17 protein-coding genes are annotated in these 11,993 nt (G+C 37.5%); 11 read left to right on the top strand and 6 right to left on the bottom strand.

Annotation, left to right across the window (positions count from 1 at the left end; all coding sequences use genetic code 11):
• Positions 1 to 2 precede the first annotated feature (2 nt).
• Positions 3 to 353 carry a YugN family protein gene (locus QUF49_RS11745; protein ID WP_289495813.1) on the bottom strand — a complete coding sequence of 117 codons (351 nt, stop codon included), beginning with the start codon at positions 351 to 353 and terminating at the stop codon, positions 3 to 5.
• A gap of 158 nt (positions 354 to 511) precedes the next feature.
• Between QUF49_RS11745 and QUF49_RS11740 the strand changes: the two genes are divergently transcribed.
• A complete protein-coding gene (locus QUF49_RS11740; protein ID WP_289495812.1) occupies positions 512 to 940 on the top strand; it encodes a CBS domain-containing protein in 429 nt (142 codons plus the stop codon).
• Between the two features lie 127 nt (positions 941 to 1,067).
• Positions 1,068 to 2,099, top strand: a complete 1,032-nt coding sequence (locus QUF49_RS11735) for a CAP domain-containing protein (protein WP_289495811.1) — start codon at positions 1,068 to 1,070, stop codon at positions 2,097 to 2,099.
• 84 nt (positions 2,100 to 2,183) lie between these two features.
• On the opposite strand, the gene QUF49_RS11730 is transcribed toward QUF49_RS11735, so the two are convergent.
• Positions 2,184 to 2,663, bottom strand: coding sequence for a PaaI family thioesterase (locus QUF49_RS11730; protein ID WP_289495810.1), 480 nt, complete (start codon positions 2,661 to 2,663; stop codon positions 2,184 to 2,186).
• 170 nt (positions 2,664 to 2,833) lie between these two features.
• On the opposite strand from QUF49_RS11730, the gene ylbD reads away from it, so the two are divergent.
• From ylbD to QUF49_RS11710, 4 genes are all read left to right on the top strand, one after another.
• Positions 2,834 to 3,250, top strand: a complete 417-nt coding sequence (ylbD, locus tag QUF49_RS11725; RefSeq protein WP_289495809.1) for a spore coat protein YlbD — start codon at positions 2,834 to 2,836, stop codon at positions 3,248 to 3,250.
• 15 nt (positions 3,251 to 3,265) lie between these two features.
• Positions 3,266 to 3,568, top strand: a complete 303-nt coding sequence (locus tag QUF49_RS11720) for a YlbE-like family protein (RefSeq protein ID WP_289495808.1) — start codon at positions 3,266 to 3,268, stop codon at positions 3,566 to 3,568.
• Between the two features lie 55 nt (positions 3,569 to 3,623).
• On the top strand, positions 3,624 to 4,058 hold the full coding sequence (locus QUF49_RS11715) for a hypothetical protein (RefSeq protein ID WP_289495807.1): 435 nt from the start codon (positions 3,624 to 3,626) through the stop codon (positions 4,056 to 4,058).
• A 115-nt stretch (positions 4,059 to 4,173) separates the two neighbouring features.
• A complete protein-coding gene (locus QUF49_RS11710; RefSeq protein WP_289495806.1) occupies positions 4,174 to 4,608 on the top strand; it encodes a YlbF family regulator in 435 nt (144 codons plus the stop codon).
• A gap of 5 nt (positions 4,609 to 4,613) precedes the next feature.
• On the opposite strand, the gene QUF49_RS11705 is transcribed toward QUF49_RS11710, so the two are convergent.
• Positions 4,614 to 4,937, bottom strand: coding sequence for a hypothetical protein (locus tag QUF49_RS11705; protein ID WP_289495805.1), 324 nt, complete (start codon positions 4,935 to 4,937; stop codon positions 4,614 to 4,616).
• Positions 4,938 to 5,004: 67 nt separating this feature from the next.
• On the opposite strand from QUF49_RS11705, the gene QUF49_RS11700 reads away from it, so the two are divergent.
• The gene (locus QUF49_RS11700) at positions 5,005 to 5,280 is read left to right on the top strand and encodes a YlbG family protein (protein ID WP_289495804.1); all 276 of its coding nucleotides are present in this window, start codon (positions 5,005 to 5,007) and stop codon (positions 5,278 to 5,280) included.
• A 185-nt stretch (positions 5,281 to 5,465) separates the two neighbouring features.
• Here QUF49_RS11700 and QUF49_RS11695 read toward each other — a convergent pair whose 3' ends face one another.
• Positions 5,466 to 5,843: a DUF7147 family protein gene (locus QUF49_RS11695; RefSeq protein ID WP_289495803.1), complete on the bottom strand. Its 378-nt coding sequence runs from the start codon at positions 5,841 to 5,843 to the stop codon at positions 5,466 to 5,468.
• 336 nt (positions 5,844 to 6,179) lie between these two features.
• On the opposite strand from QUF49_RS11695, the gene rsmD reads away from it, so the two are divergent.
• Both rsmD and coaD read left to right on the top strand, forming a co-directional pair.
• On the top strand, positions 6,180 to 6,734 hold the full coding sequence (rsmD, locus tag QUF49_RS11690) for a 16S rRNA (guanine(966)-N(2))-methyltransferase RsmD (RefSeq protein WP_289495802.1): 555 nt from the start codon (positions 6,180 to 6,182) through the stop codon (positions 6,732 to 6,734).
• A 22-nt stretch (positions 6,735 to 6,756) separates the two neighbouring features.
• The gene (coaD, locus tag QUF49_RS11685) at positions 6,757 to 7,245 is read left to right on the top strand and encodes a pantetheine-phosphate adenylyltransferase (RefSeq protein ID WP_066393400.1); all 489 of its coding nucleotides are present in this window, start codon (positions 6,757 to 6,759) and stop codon (positions 7,243 to 7,245) included.
• Here the strand turns inward: coaD and ylbJ are convergent.
• A complete protein-coding gene (ylbJ, locus tag QUF49_RS11680) occupies positions 7,242 to 8,459 on the bottom strand; it encodes a sporulation integral membrane protein YlbJ (RefSeq protein WP_289495801.1) in 1,218 nt (405 codons plus the stop codon). The two genes, coaD and ylbJ, sit on opposite strands and share 4 nt — an antisense overlap.
• Positions 8,460 to 8,585: 126 nt before the next feature.
• Here ylbJ and QUF49_RS11675 point away from each other — a divergent pair, with 126 nt between their 5' ends.
• Entirely contained in the window at positions 8,586 to 9,380 is a 795-nt protein-coding gene (locus QUF49_RS11675) for a patatin-like phospholipase family protein (protein WP_289495800.1), read from the top strand.
• Positions 9,370 to 10,413, top strand: coding sequence for a SepM family pheromone-processing serine protease (locus tag QUF49_RS11670; protein ID WP_289495799.1), 1,044 nt, complete (start codon positions 9,370 to 9,372; stop codon positions 10,411 to 10,413). The genes QUF49_RS11675 and QUF49_RS11670 overlap by 11 nt, the downstream gene beginning before the upstream one ends.
• A 296-nt stretch (positions 10,414 to 10,709) precedes the next feature.
• On the opposite strand, the gene QUF49_RS11665 is transcribed toward QUF49_RS11670, so the two are convergent.
• Positions 10,710 to 11,918 (bottom strand): nucleotidyltransferase, encoded by a 1,209-nt coding sequence (locus tag QUF49_RS11665; RefSeq protein WP_289495798.1) that lies wholly within the window; start codon positions 11,916 to 11,918, stop codon positions 10,710 to 10,712.
• Between the last annotated feature and the right edge of the window lie 75 nt (positions 11,919 to 11,993).

Here is an 11,993-nt window from a genome sequence, read left to right as displayed (position 1 = left end):
TTTTATACGTGCAATTCGCTATGCAGCGCTTCAATTAATTTGTTGCATTGTTTTACAACGTGCTTAGGAAATTCTTCGTCATATTCAACACCATGTGGATAATAGTGTTTTCCTAAATATGGTGTACCAAGTTCAACCTTTGCGTGAGGTGTTTCTGTTTCTGCTTCAATAACATGACATGGGAATCGGAAATAATAAACATCACCATTTGTCATATCTTCAAATTTGTAATCGTATGTAATTCGGTCATAATCCCATTGGCCAGCACGGATCATTCCATGGCTATCCATCACATGTTCTAAAAGTGAGAATTCAATAACCTTCCCGTTTAAGCCGCTTTCTTCAAATTTCATTGTGAAACCTCCTAGGAATTCAATAAAGAAATAATAATCACTTCTTAATGATATTATGAAAGCGCTAAAGATGCAATCATTGTCAAAACGATGCATATTTGTTTTTCTTTCGTAAAGCATAAGGAAGAAGAAATTAGATTGAGCTGGAGGTAAAGAATTTGAAGAAAATAAGCGATATTATGACAAAAAATGTAGACTTTGTTACGCCACAAGACAATGTGTACGAAGTAGCTGTTAAGATGAAGAACGACAACGTAGGCGTTATCCCTGTCTGTGAAAACGATCAGGTAATAGGTGTAATCACAGACCGTGACATCGTAATTAGAGGGGTTGCTGAAAAGCGTCCTGGTTCAGCTAAGGTTACAGACGTTATGAGTGAACATTTATATACAGGGTCAGCAGACATGAGTGTTCAAGAAGCTGCTGAACTCATGGCAGATAAGCAAATAAGAAGATTACCTATCGTTGAAAATAATAAACTCATCGGTATTATCTCTTTAGGAGACTTATCCTTATCTAAGGAAAGTAATTCTGCTGCAGGCCATACGTTATCGGAAGTTTCCGATCAAAGAGATCAAATACAATAATTTAATTATGTACTACACGCAGCAGCTCCAATTGTATTTGGAGCTGCTATTTTTTATAAACCTATAATCCAAAGCGAATCTCTCTATGCTAAACTATGATTAGAAGAAACACATAGGGGGAACCATTATGCGAGGATTGGTTACTTTTTTCCTATCCGTACTTATTTTAATCGGAATATTTTTTTATGATCTGTTGCCGGAATTTTCTCTTCAAGAACAAAAACCTAAAACGAAAATTGAATACATAGAAGAGTCTGTGAAAATTCCAGATGATGCAGTGTCTAATTGGATAGGCAAAGATATAGCTGCATTTGAAAAACAGTGGGGTGAACCTGAAAGGATTGATCCATCAAGTTATGGATACGAATGGTATATCTATGGAAATAAAAGTCCAAAAGGGTACTTACAAGCAGGTGTGGAAAACGGAAAAGTAGTTACCTTGTTTGTCATTGGCTCTGAAGTCAATACAAATCCATTTACTATTGGTGAAGATTCAAACAAAATCATTCAGAAATACCCGATCGAAAGCGATATTACAATTAATGATGGAGAAGATTTTTTTAGATTTGAACTGTCTGAACAAGAGATTATGCTGAGACCTTTAATCAAAGTAGGAGAAAAAGTTTGGGTCCAGTTATATTTTGACAAGTTTACTAACAAATTATCAAGTGTCAGGTACACCACTTCAGATGTTCTATTAAGGCAAAGACCCTATTCAATCGTTTATCGCGGAGATCTGCCGCCTGTTCAGCCATTAACGGAAGAAAAGCAGAAGGAAGTGGATCAATCAGAGGAACAGCAAGTATTTGAGCTAACTAACATCATTAGACTTAAATACGATAAAAACCCGCTAGAGTGGGATGAATTAACGTCAGAAGTTGCTTTTCTGCACTCTAAGGATATGCTGACCCAACAATATTTTTCACATGAAAGTAAAGATGGCAGGACGTTATCTGATAGGCTGCAGGAAAAAGAAGTGAAATTTTTACAAGCGGGAGAAAACATAGCAGCAAACTACACGGATGCAGCAGCGGCTGTAGAAGGCTGGTTGAACAGCGAAGGCCACCGAAATACGATGTTAAATGATGAATATACTCACTTAGGTGTTGGGGTAGACAATAAATATTACACTCAAAATTTTTTAGTTCCGATGAAGTAATAAAAGAGCCTTAATAAAAGAGCTAACTCATAAAAAATGAGTAAAGCTCTTTTTTGTGTTGTTCTTATGTTCCTTCATTAACGATTATTCAGATAGTTTAAAGAACGTACCTGTAGCAGAAGCGATCAATACGTCTTTTTCGTTTCTAACTTTTCCATCCATCCGGACTAATTGTCTGCCGTTATGAACCACTTCAGCTCGGCAAATGAATGTTTCGCCAACTCCAGGTGTTAAAAAGTCTACTTTTAGCTCAACTGTAACTGCCCCTCTTTTATTACCTGGTACTAGACTCGCCATAGTGCCCATCGCTGTATCTAACAGAGTAGCAGTCAGCCCGCCATGCACGATCCCAATTGAATTATCTAAAAGGGGAGAATTAGGCATCTCCATCTCAAGTATATGTTCATTGATCCTTTTCGTTTTCAGCTGTAATAAAGAAGCAATATGTGTAAGACTTGTTTTTTCTCTTTTTGCCTGCAGACTGTTTAAAAATAGTTTCATGGCCTTTTGTTCTTGTTCTGTACTGTTCTCTATAAACTCGATCCACTCTTTTTTAATATCCAATGGTATATCCCTCAATCTTTTTTATTTATTGTACCTTTTTAGGCGGATGAGAATAAAGTAAACAGAATTAGCTTTGCAATTATTTTAAAAAATGGGCGCACCAAATTATGGGCACTTATGTATCATGTAGTAAAACATGATTCGTCAGTGGATGGCTGGGGGTGGATTCTGTGGTAAAGACTGATATTGAAAGTTTCAAGGAATTTGTGCATAAACATCCTGAATTAATTAGGGAAGTTCAAAAGAATAAAAGGCCCTGGAAGGAAGTTTATCAGGATTGGATTGTTTTAGGGGAAGAACACGAGAGCTGGAATCAGTATGCAAAAGAAAAAACAGAAGATAAAGCAAAAGATAAAAAACAAGAGGAACGTTCTCATACACAAAATGCAAGAACCGATCTCACTGTAGGAGATATTGTTGCTGGTTTGAGCAAACTTCAAATCACGGACGTACAAAAATATTTATCGCAATTTGGAAGTCTTATGGACGCCGTTCAAGAACTATTACAGCAATTTAACAATCAGTCTGACAGATCGAACCAGCTGCCGGAAAATAGAATGAACGATTATCCTTCTTACAAAGATTAAAAGGATGTGTGCGGTGTGCGAAGAGAATTATTAGAATATTTAAATACGAGGCCAGATCTTAAATATTACATTAGAGAAAAGCCTGAATGGTATAGAAAGCTGAGTCGAAACCCTTTTTCAGTTTCTGAACTGGAAGAGGGTGCAAAAGTATTTTATGGTCGCACATTCGGTCAGAGAGTTGATCGTTTTCATCAGCAGCTGCAAAACTTTGGGCTTCTTATGGAACTGATCTCAGTAATGGGCGAAGTGAAACAAGATGATGCTCCGTTCCCAAATGATTTTCAGCCCATTCAAGACCCATTAAATAATGGGGAATGACGGATAATATGATATAAAATGGAAAAAACTATCTCTAGAAGGAGTGGTTTTTTTCATGAACAAAAAGAAAAAAAGTATTTATACAATTGGGTTGTTTGCTCTTCTCACCGTGTCAGTAATTACTTTAAATAATAAACAAACAGATACGGAAGAAGCTGAAATGATACAACCTGAAGCTGTAGCGGCATCATCTCTTTATCCTCTGATGGATAAAGATTGGGCTGTAAATTATCATGTAAAGAATCAACGCATCTATATTGAAAACATTATTCCACGCTTTTCATTTCAAGGCAGTCTCACGAAGGCACCAGATAATCAAGATGGATACATTGCCGTTTTTATCAACAACAAATGGAGAATGAATGCCAATCAGTCAATGTTTATTTTGAATAAAATGAGTCCTGGCAAACATAAAATTACTTTACAGCTAAAGAAAAAAGATGGATCTGATTATGGTTTAAAGAAAAATATAGTGGTGCACATTCATTAACTCTTCTTAACTTAGAAGAGTTTTATTTTTTTGTAATAAACAGCTATGCTTTTAAGTCTAATCATTATCCGCTATAATAGATAAGAAACCTCATACCTAAAGGGAGGTGTGACGTATGAGTTTAGACCAAGTTGTTTTGCTGGAAGAATCCTTAACATTAGCTGAAATGGTTTCAAATTCCAGTGTTGCAATAGCATATAGAGAGTCGAAATATATTTTGGAGCAAGATGATGAGGCACAGAAATTGATTGCCCGTTTTGCCAAAATGAAAGAACAATATGATGAAGTACAGCGATTCGGAAAATACCATCCTGACTTTCATACTGTTTCTTCACAAGTTCGAACACTGAAAAGAGAACTTGATTTCCATGAAAAAATAGCTCAGTTCAAAAAATCAGAAAAAGAACTTGAGAATTTATTAATGGAGTGCAGCAGGATTATTGCTGACAGTGTGTCACAGCAGATTAAAGTTCCAACAGGTAATCCATTTTTTGATGAGAGTTCATGCAGTGGTGGTTGTGGTTCTGGCGGATCTTGTGGGTGTGCATAAGCGAATTAACTATCTTTAAATCGTATGCAATCAAAGCACAAGTTTCCGCAGCAGAACATTTTTTCTTGAGGAACTAAAAAACGCATACGGTAAACATAAAGATTTTCTTCTGACCTGACAAAATAGAGGTTCAGAGTGAGCCGTTTCCCTTTCATCGCTTTTACAGCATGTTTTTTTACAGTGTCTGTTGATTGATCGATTGACATATGTGAAGAAACACTTACATATAAGAAAGGGATTCCGGCCATTAATTTCTTTTCAGCAAAAATGATTGCAGGATCGAGTTTCATTCTGTTAATAAAATCTTCCCAAATGGTGTTTAAGTCCAAGATACATCACATCCTAATGAGTGATTTGTTGATGTTTGAATACAGTATAATAAAAGGGGCTTTAATTATGATAGGTAATCGTCGTGGACTCTCTGTTTTTCTTCATTCTTTAAAGTTTTCTAAACAGCTTAGACGCTACGGTAATGTTCATTATGTGTCAAGAAAGCTAAAATACGCTGTTCTTTATTGTGATGGCAGCAAAATAGATGAGATTGCAGCAAAGCTAGAATCTTTGCATTTCGTAAAAGAAGTAAAAAGGTCTCATAAACAAGAGATTAAAACAGAGTATGAAAGCAAGATTGTTGATAAAGCAAAAGAGTATGATTATAAGATGGGGATTTAAAAGACAGGCAGGCTTATTAAAAAGCTGCCTGTTTTTTAATGTCTGTTTTCACGCTCTGGTAAGTAGCTGATTTCAGCTCCTCAGTCTGCAAACAATTGTTGAAGGATCTTCTTCTGTCAGTATTTACATTTATGGTGTCTTCAAAAAAATTTATAAGTCTTTACCCATTTATCAAACAAATGAATTTATAACAAAGGCGGGATTAAGTAATTTAAGCGTAAAATGCCAATCAGATAGTGAAAGAAAAGTTCCGTTTCTGCAAAATCTGTTGAAGGTTTTACATCAAAAGTGATAATTTCCTTATTTAACTGAGCGGCTTTTGATTCAAATAATTCATACCGTTTTGAAGGGAAAGGCACTCCTTCTCTGCATATGTATAGTGGCTGGAATTTTCCTTCAGAAGCAGGTTGCATGACAGCAACGAGTGAAGCATATATTTTATCTTCTTTCTTTACTTTTAGACATAATAGCTGTGTAATTCGGTCTTTGTTCGATTCCATAATCTCAAGTAGTTCATAGAGATCTGAATAACCTTCACCTAACTCAATAAATCGCTGAATCATCGTTCATTCCCCTTTCTATACAACAATGTAGCATAATCCGAAACCGCTATAAAGACTTTTAAGCATCAAAAAAACCTGCAGCATTAACTGCAGGTTGCCTTTAAAACAAAATCACTTCTGTTTAAAGGCGATGGGAGAGGAGAAACCGGATGAAGAACTTATGGGGAGTAAGTCTTCTCCGCGGTTGGCAACAACATCGTTCGTTGATGTTGTTATAAGTAGTATGACCTCATTTAATTTGCCTTATACTTATAAAGAAAAGATTTGATTGTTTGAATACAGGAATACTTGTGATAGGATTAGTAATGGAAATCGGAAAAGAATTGAGTGAAGAACGTGAGAGTAATAGCAGGTGAATGTAAAGGTAGACCCCTTAAAGCTGTCCCAGGTACAAACACTCGCCCAACAACTGATAAGATCAAAGAGTCTATATTTAATATGATTGGTCCTTATTTCGATGGGGGAATCGGTTTGGATTTATACGGCGGCAGTGGCGGTCTTGGACTTGAGGCGTTAAGTCGAGGCATGGAGCACTTCATTTTTATCGATAAAGACCAGAAAGCCATACATACGATTAAAGAGAATATCAAACAATGCAACTATGATGAGAAAACAGAAGTCTTTCGTAATGATGCAAAAAGAGCATTGAAAGCGCTTAATAAAAGAGAACTTCAGTTTGATATGATATTTTTGGATCCTCCGTATGCTAAACAAATGTTAATGAAAGACATGGAGGAAATCGACAAGCTGCAGCTGCTTTCTGCTGAAGGAAGCATTGTAACTGAACATGGGAGTGATGTTAAACTTCCAGAACAGATTGGAAGTTTTCATCAGATCAGACAGGAAACGTACGGAAAAACAACAACCATAACGATTTTTAAACGTTATTAAGACAATTTATGAGGTGAAGATTATGCCAACGACTGCCGTATGTCCTGGTAGTTTTGACCCTGTTACACGAGGTCATTTGGACATTATTAAACGAGGCGCAACAGTTTTTGATGAAGTAATAGTTGTAGTAGCCAATAATCAAAGCAAAGATCCATTGTTCACGGTAGATGAGAGAATCGTACTCTTAAAAGAAGTGACTAAGCAGTTTCCTAACGTGAAAGTAGATTCGTTTAATGGACTATTGATTGATTACGTGAAAAATATAGGTGCTAATGTAATTCTCAGAGGACTTCGAGCTGTATCTGATTTTGAATATGAGATGAAAATTGCTTCCATCAACAAAAAGTTAGATGATGAAGTTGAAACATTCTTTATGATGACAAACAATCAATACTCGTTCTTAAGTTCAAGTATTGTGAAAGAAGCTGCGAAATATCATGCGAATGTGTCAGATCTTGTTCCCGAAGTTGTTGAAGAAGCTCTAAAAGAAAAATACAACAGCCCCCGTTAAATGCGGAGGCTGTTTTTTTTCATTAAACTCCGGTTCCATAAAAAGATAGACAGCAGTAAGAAGCCTAATGTTATATAGTGGCTGTGTGCCAGGGCGATCATGCCGTATTCTCCGAAGTTCTCACTTTTTTCTGTGAGAAAGGCAAATGCCGGAGCAGCACTGCTTTTAACGTGATACAAATAAGGGAATACTAAAAGACATATAAAAGCAGATAAAAACCCGTGCATGATTCTGGCAACAAAGAACGGTCTGAATTTAATATCTGTATCAGCCAAAATACTGGCGACTTGTGCTTGAACGGAAAGTCCGCTAAATGCCAGGATAAAACTTACAATAATGGCTTGCTGAAGTATGGACGATTGTGCAAGACTGGTTAGATTGCTGCCTAATGTAATTTCAAATATTCCTTTAATCAATGGTAAACTCAGTGTTTCCGATAGGGAGAACAGCAAAAAGAAATAATTAGTTATGCTTGAAAGCAGCTCTGCAACATGCAGAAGATCCATCATTTTACTCAGTACGGAAAATAGAATAATAAATCCTCCGATCATAAGCAGTGTTTTAGTGGACTGCTGAACGGCATCGCCAAGCAGTTGTCCGATTGGTCTATTATCTGCTAATCGGGCTTCATGCATATGTTTTAAAGCATTTTTCAATCCTTTTCCTCTATATCTATCTTCGTTTGTCTGTGAATCTTTTTTAAAACCGTGAAATCTCATGATAAGACCAACGAAAAAGTTACCTAAATAGTGGCTCACGGCAAGAACAATACCGAGTGCAGCATTATGAAAAAAACCAACTGCAATGGCACTGAACATGAATAACGGGTTCGAACAGTTTGTAAACGATACGAGACGCTCTGCTTCAATGGTTGTGATTTGTTTTTGATGCCATAATCGGGCTGTTAACTTTGCTCCAGCAGGAAATCCTGACGAGATTCCCATTGCCCAAACGAATCCCCCTGCACCTGGTACACGGAAGAGGGGACGCATAAGTGGTTCAAACAATACGCCTATCAGATGAACGACTCCAAGCCCCATCAATACCTCTGATAAGATAAAAAAAGGCATTAGAGAAGGAAATACGACGTCCCACCACATTTTCAGTCCGTTTACAGAAGCCATGTACGTTTCTTTTGGGTATATTATAATAGAAATCGCTATGATGATTGCAGAAGATGACATTATCAATGTTTTTAAATAAGCTTTATTCATAAAGGGGAGTACTCCTCTCACCAAATTCCACATTGCTTACTTGTCCTCATCCTTATTTATACGTATAGCCACACTCTTTAGACCATATGTTAAAAAAAGACGGTGCTTCTAAAGGAGGAGCAAAGGATGAAAGAACCGAAAATCGGACTTGCTCTTGGATCTGGCGGTGCCAGAGGATTCGCGCATCTGGGCGTAGTAAAGGCTTTACGAGAAGCTCAAATTCCTATCGATATGATTGCAGGAAGCAGTATGGGCGCTCTAGTTGGAGCAATGGTATGTATGGGTCATAGCGACGAAAATTTATACCGTATGGCTACGCTTTTTAAAAGAAAATATTATATGGACTACACCGTCCCTAAGATGGGTTTTATTACGGGGAAAAAGATTAAAGAATTAGTAAGGCTTCTTACAAAACAAAAACATATTGAACAAACAGATATACCATTGGCAATAGTGGCAACTGATTTATTGCTTGGTGAAAAGGTTGTTTTCAGAACTGGCCCGATTGCAGATGCTGTTCGTGCCAGCATTTCTATACCTGGCATACTAGTTCCTGAAAAAATTAATGGAAAACTGTTAGTGGATGGCGGAGTAATAGATCGTGTACCAGTATCAGTAGCAAGAGAGATGGGGGCAGATCTCGTAATCGCGGTCGATATTTCACATTTTAAAGCAGAACTGCAAGTTTCTTCAATCTTTGATGTTATTATTCAAAGTATCGATATCATGCAGCGTGAGATGGTTCGCTGGCATGAAATTTCTGCAGATATAATGATTCGGCCAATGGTAGAGCAGTTCAGTTCTACAGCTTTTAAAGATGTAAATGATATAATGGCAATTGGGGAAGAAGCTGGAAGAAAACAGGTGCCTAAAATCCTAGAAAAGATCAACAAGTGGAAGGAGTCATCGCATGACCATTGAAAAGGAAGGGAAAAGGAAAAACTTTTTCTCACAAAACAAATTTATCATTTTGTCTTTACTAATATTTGCATTCATTGCATTTTATCCACTCCCTTACTATATAACCTCTCCAGGGGATGCAAGGATTTTAGATCCCATCATTAGTGTGGATGGCGGAGATAAAGACGAGGGAGTGTTCATGCTTACTACCGTTTCAGTTGGAACAGCAAACATACCGCAATACATATGGGCAAAACTTAGCGACTATCGTGAGGTAATTCCTGCTGAAGAGATTAGAGCAGAAGATGAAACAGATGAAGAATACAATCAAAGACAATTGCAGATGATGGAGGATTCACAGCATGCTGCAACGGTCGTAGCTTTTCAACAGGCAGGGAAAAAGGTAGATATTCAATATCACGGTGTATACGTAACAGGAATCATGTCAGGAATGCCTGCTGAAAAAAAGCTGAAAGTCGGAGATAAGATAATTGCAGTTGACCGTAATCCCGTTATGGAAACTAAAAAGTTATTAGATGTGCTAGCTCCAAAAAAAGCAGGAGATCCTGTAGAATTAACGATTCTTCGGGGTGAAAAGAAAATGAATGTTAGTCTAAACATCGAACAGTTTCCGAAAAAGTATATTCAGGACGAGGGACCTAAAGCAGGGCTTGGCATTACTTCACCAGTAGCTGATGTATCAATCGAGACGGATCCGAAAGTTAAAATAGATACATCACAGATCGGGGGGCCATCCGCTGGTTTAATGTTCACACTAGAAATACTAGATCAGCTAATAGATGACGATTTGACACATGGCAAGAAAATTGCAGGTACCGGTACAATGGATTTGCAAAAGAACGTAGGTCCGATCGGCGGCATTCAGCAAAAAATTGTAGCAGCAGATGAAGCGGGTGCAGAGATTTTCTTCGCACCAGTCGAAGGGGATAACTATAAAGATGCTGTAAAAGCACAAAAAGATATTGGATCTAAAATGAAGATTGTTCCTGTAAAAACATTGGATGATGCTTTAAAGTACTTGGAGAAGTTATAAAAAGTTAAAAGAGTAAAGAAAAGGATGCATTAGACCGTGTGAGCGGCTTCTGCATCCTTTTTTTGATTTAGTTTAAGCTCGTTCAGCAGGATTTATCCGAGCTGAACGAGCGATTCTCAGCATTTACGAGCGATTCTCAGCATTTACGAGCGATTCTCAGCATTTACGAGCGATTCTCAGCATTTACGAGCGATTCTCAGCATTTACGAGCGATTCTCAGCATTTACGAGCGATTCTCAGCATTTACGAGCGATTCTCAGCATTTACGAGCGATTCTCAGCATTTACGAGCGATTCTCAGCTTTTCACGATTACAGGCGGTGTATTAAATTCCTCTTTTTCAGCGGATATCTTATTCACTAGGGAACCTTGTGCATACACGAGTGACGTTTTGGCTTCCATTCGGAGTCCTGGAAAGTCATGCTTTGAAACCGTCGTCACTAATGGAAGTTCCAATGATTTTTTTACTGAACTTAAATATTCTTGTCCTTTTTCAGTCATTCCTAAAACACGTATATAAGCAGGAGTTGATTCTAAAAGTTTCTGCATCTCCTCTTTTTGTATTTTATTCAATACATGAAGGCACGCCCGCTGCAATCTTGTCCAAGTGTAGCGTTTCGTCTTTAAAAGGGTCATAAATGTTTTAAAACTGTCAGATGACTTTATTGCTTCAATCATTCTGTATTCTAATCCTTCTTCAACTTCATAGTAGCCGTTTATTTCTGAAGGACTTGAAGATAATAATTGATAACGGAGTAAGGGGAAGAAACGCTCCCAATTTATTAATGTGCCTTTTTCTTGCTGATCTTCTACCATTAAATCATAAGTGAAATCAGGCATATAATTTTGAGCTTTACTCATATCTTCAGAAAATACCGCTTCTCGTATTGCAGTAGCACTCGCGATATTTCCCTTGCCTAGCACGACATCATGATAATCTGCGTTCTTTCTCTTTATAGTCAGCGGCTTAATATTGTTACCAAGCTCGCGGCTAGCACGAATGTACTCAAAGCCCAATATATTGTTCGGTTTACTAAGGTCGAGCGGTAGATGTGTATGAAGAGCTTTATATGCCTTTGCTGCGGCCGCAGGATAAGAGAAGCCATCAGAAATAAAGTTTCGGATGTTTGATTGATAAGCATCTTGTTGTGAGTCTAAAGAATCATGTGTTTTGTTAAATACACTTATATCCCCGGACTCACTGCCAAAACAAAAAGATTCTGCACCTAAAGCCTGGAGTAAAGAGATGCTGCCGTGAGCAAAACGTGGTGCATGACTTGTTGCAAATGCATAAGGCAGTTCGATAACAAGGTCAGCTCCTCCTAACAGCGCCATTTTTGTTCGTTTCCATTTTGATAGTAGAGCTGGTTCTCCGCGTTGAAGAAAATTCCCGCTCATTACAGCGATCACACAGTCAGCATTCGTAAGGTTTTTCGTTTCTTGCAGATGATAATAATGTCCATTATGAAACGGATTATATTCTACAACAACACCTGTTGCTTTCAACAGTTCCACTTCCTTTTAAGCGTTCGATTATACTTGTTTACATTGTACTAAAAAGAGTTTAGAATCAAAAGTGTC

This window comes from Fictibacillus sp. b24 (assembly GCF_030348825.1).
Classification (GTDB): domain Bacteria; phylum Bacillota; class Bacilli; order Bacillales; family Fictibacillaceae; genus Fictibacillus.
This window is presented reverse-complemented; position numbering and strand designations above follow the sequence as displayed.

Coding starts and splice junctions, on each gene's coding strand:
- QUF49_RS11745 (WP_289495813.1), bottom strand. CDS start 353: ATGAAATTTGAAGAAAGCGGCTTAAACGGGAAGGTTATTGAATTCTCA.
- QUF49_RS11735 (WP_289495811.1), top strand. CDS start 1,068: ATGCGAGGATTGGTTACTTTTTTCCTATCCGTACTTATTTTAATCGGA.
- QUF49_RS11715 (WP_289495807.1), top strand. CDS start 3,624: ATGAACAAAAAGAAAAAAAGTATTTATACAATTGGGTTGTTTGCTCTT.
- QUF49_RS11710 (WP_289495806.1), top strand. CDS start 4,174: ATGAGTTTAGACCAAGTTGTTTTGCTGGAAGAATCCTTAACATTAGCT.
- QUF49_RS11700 (WP_289495804.1), top strand. CDS start 5,005: ATGATAGGTAATCGTCGTGGACTCTCTGTTTTTCTTCATTCTTTAAAG.
- QUF49_RS11695 (WP_289495803.1), bottom strand. CDS start 5,843: ATGATTCAGCGATTTATTGAGTTAGGTGAAGGTTATTCAGATCTCTAT.
- coaD (WP_066393400.1), top strand. CDS start 6,757: ATGCCAACGACTGCCGTATGTCCTGGTAGTTTTGACCCTGTTACACGA.
- ylbJ (WP_289495801.1), bottom strand. CDS start 8,459: ATGAATAAAGCTTATTTAAAAACATTGATAATGTCATCTTCTGCAATC.
- QUF49_RS11675 (WP_289495800.1), top strand. CDS start 8,586: ATGAAAGAACCGAAAATCGGACTTGCTCTTGGATCTGGCGGTGCCAGA.
- QUF49_RS11670 (WP_289495799.1), top strand. CDS start 9,370: ATGACCATTGAAAAGGAAGGGAAAAGGAAAAACTTTTTCTCACAAAAC.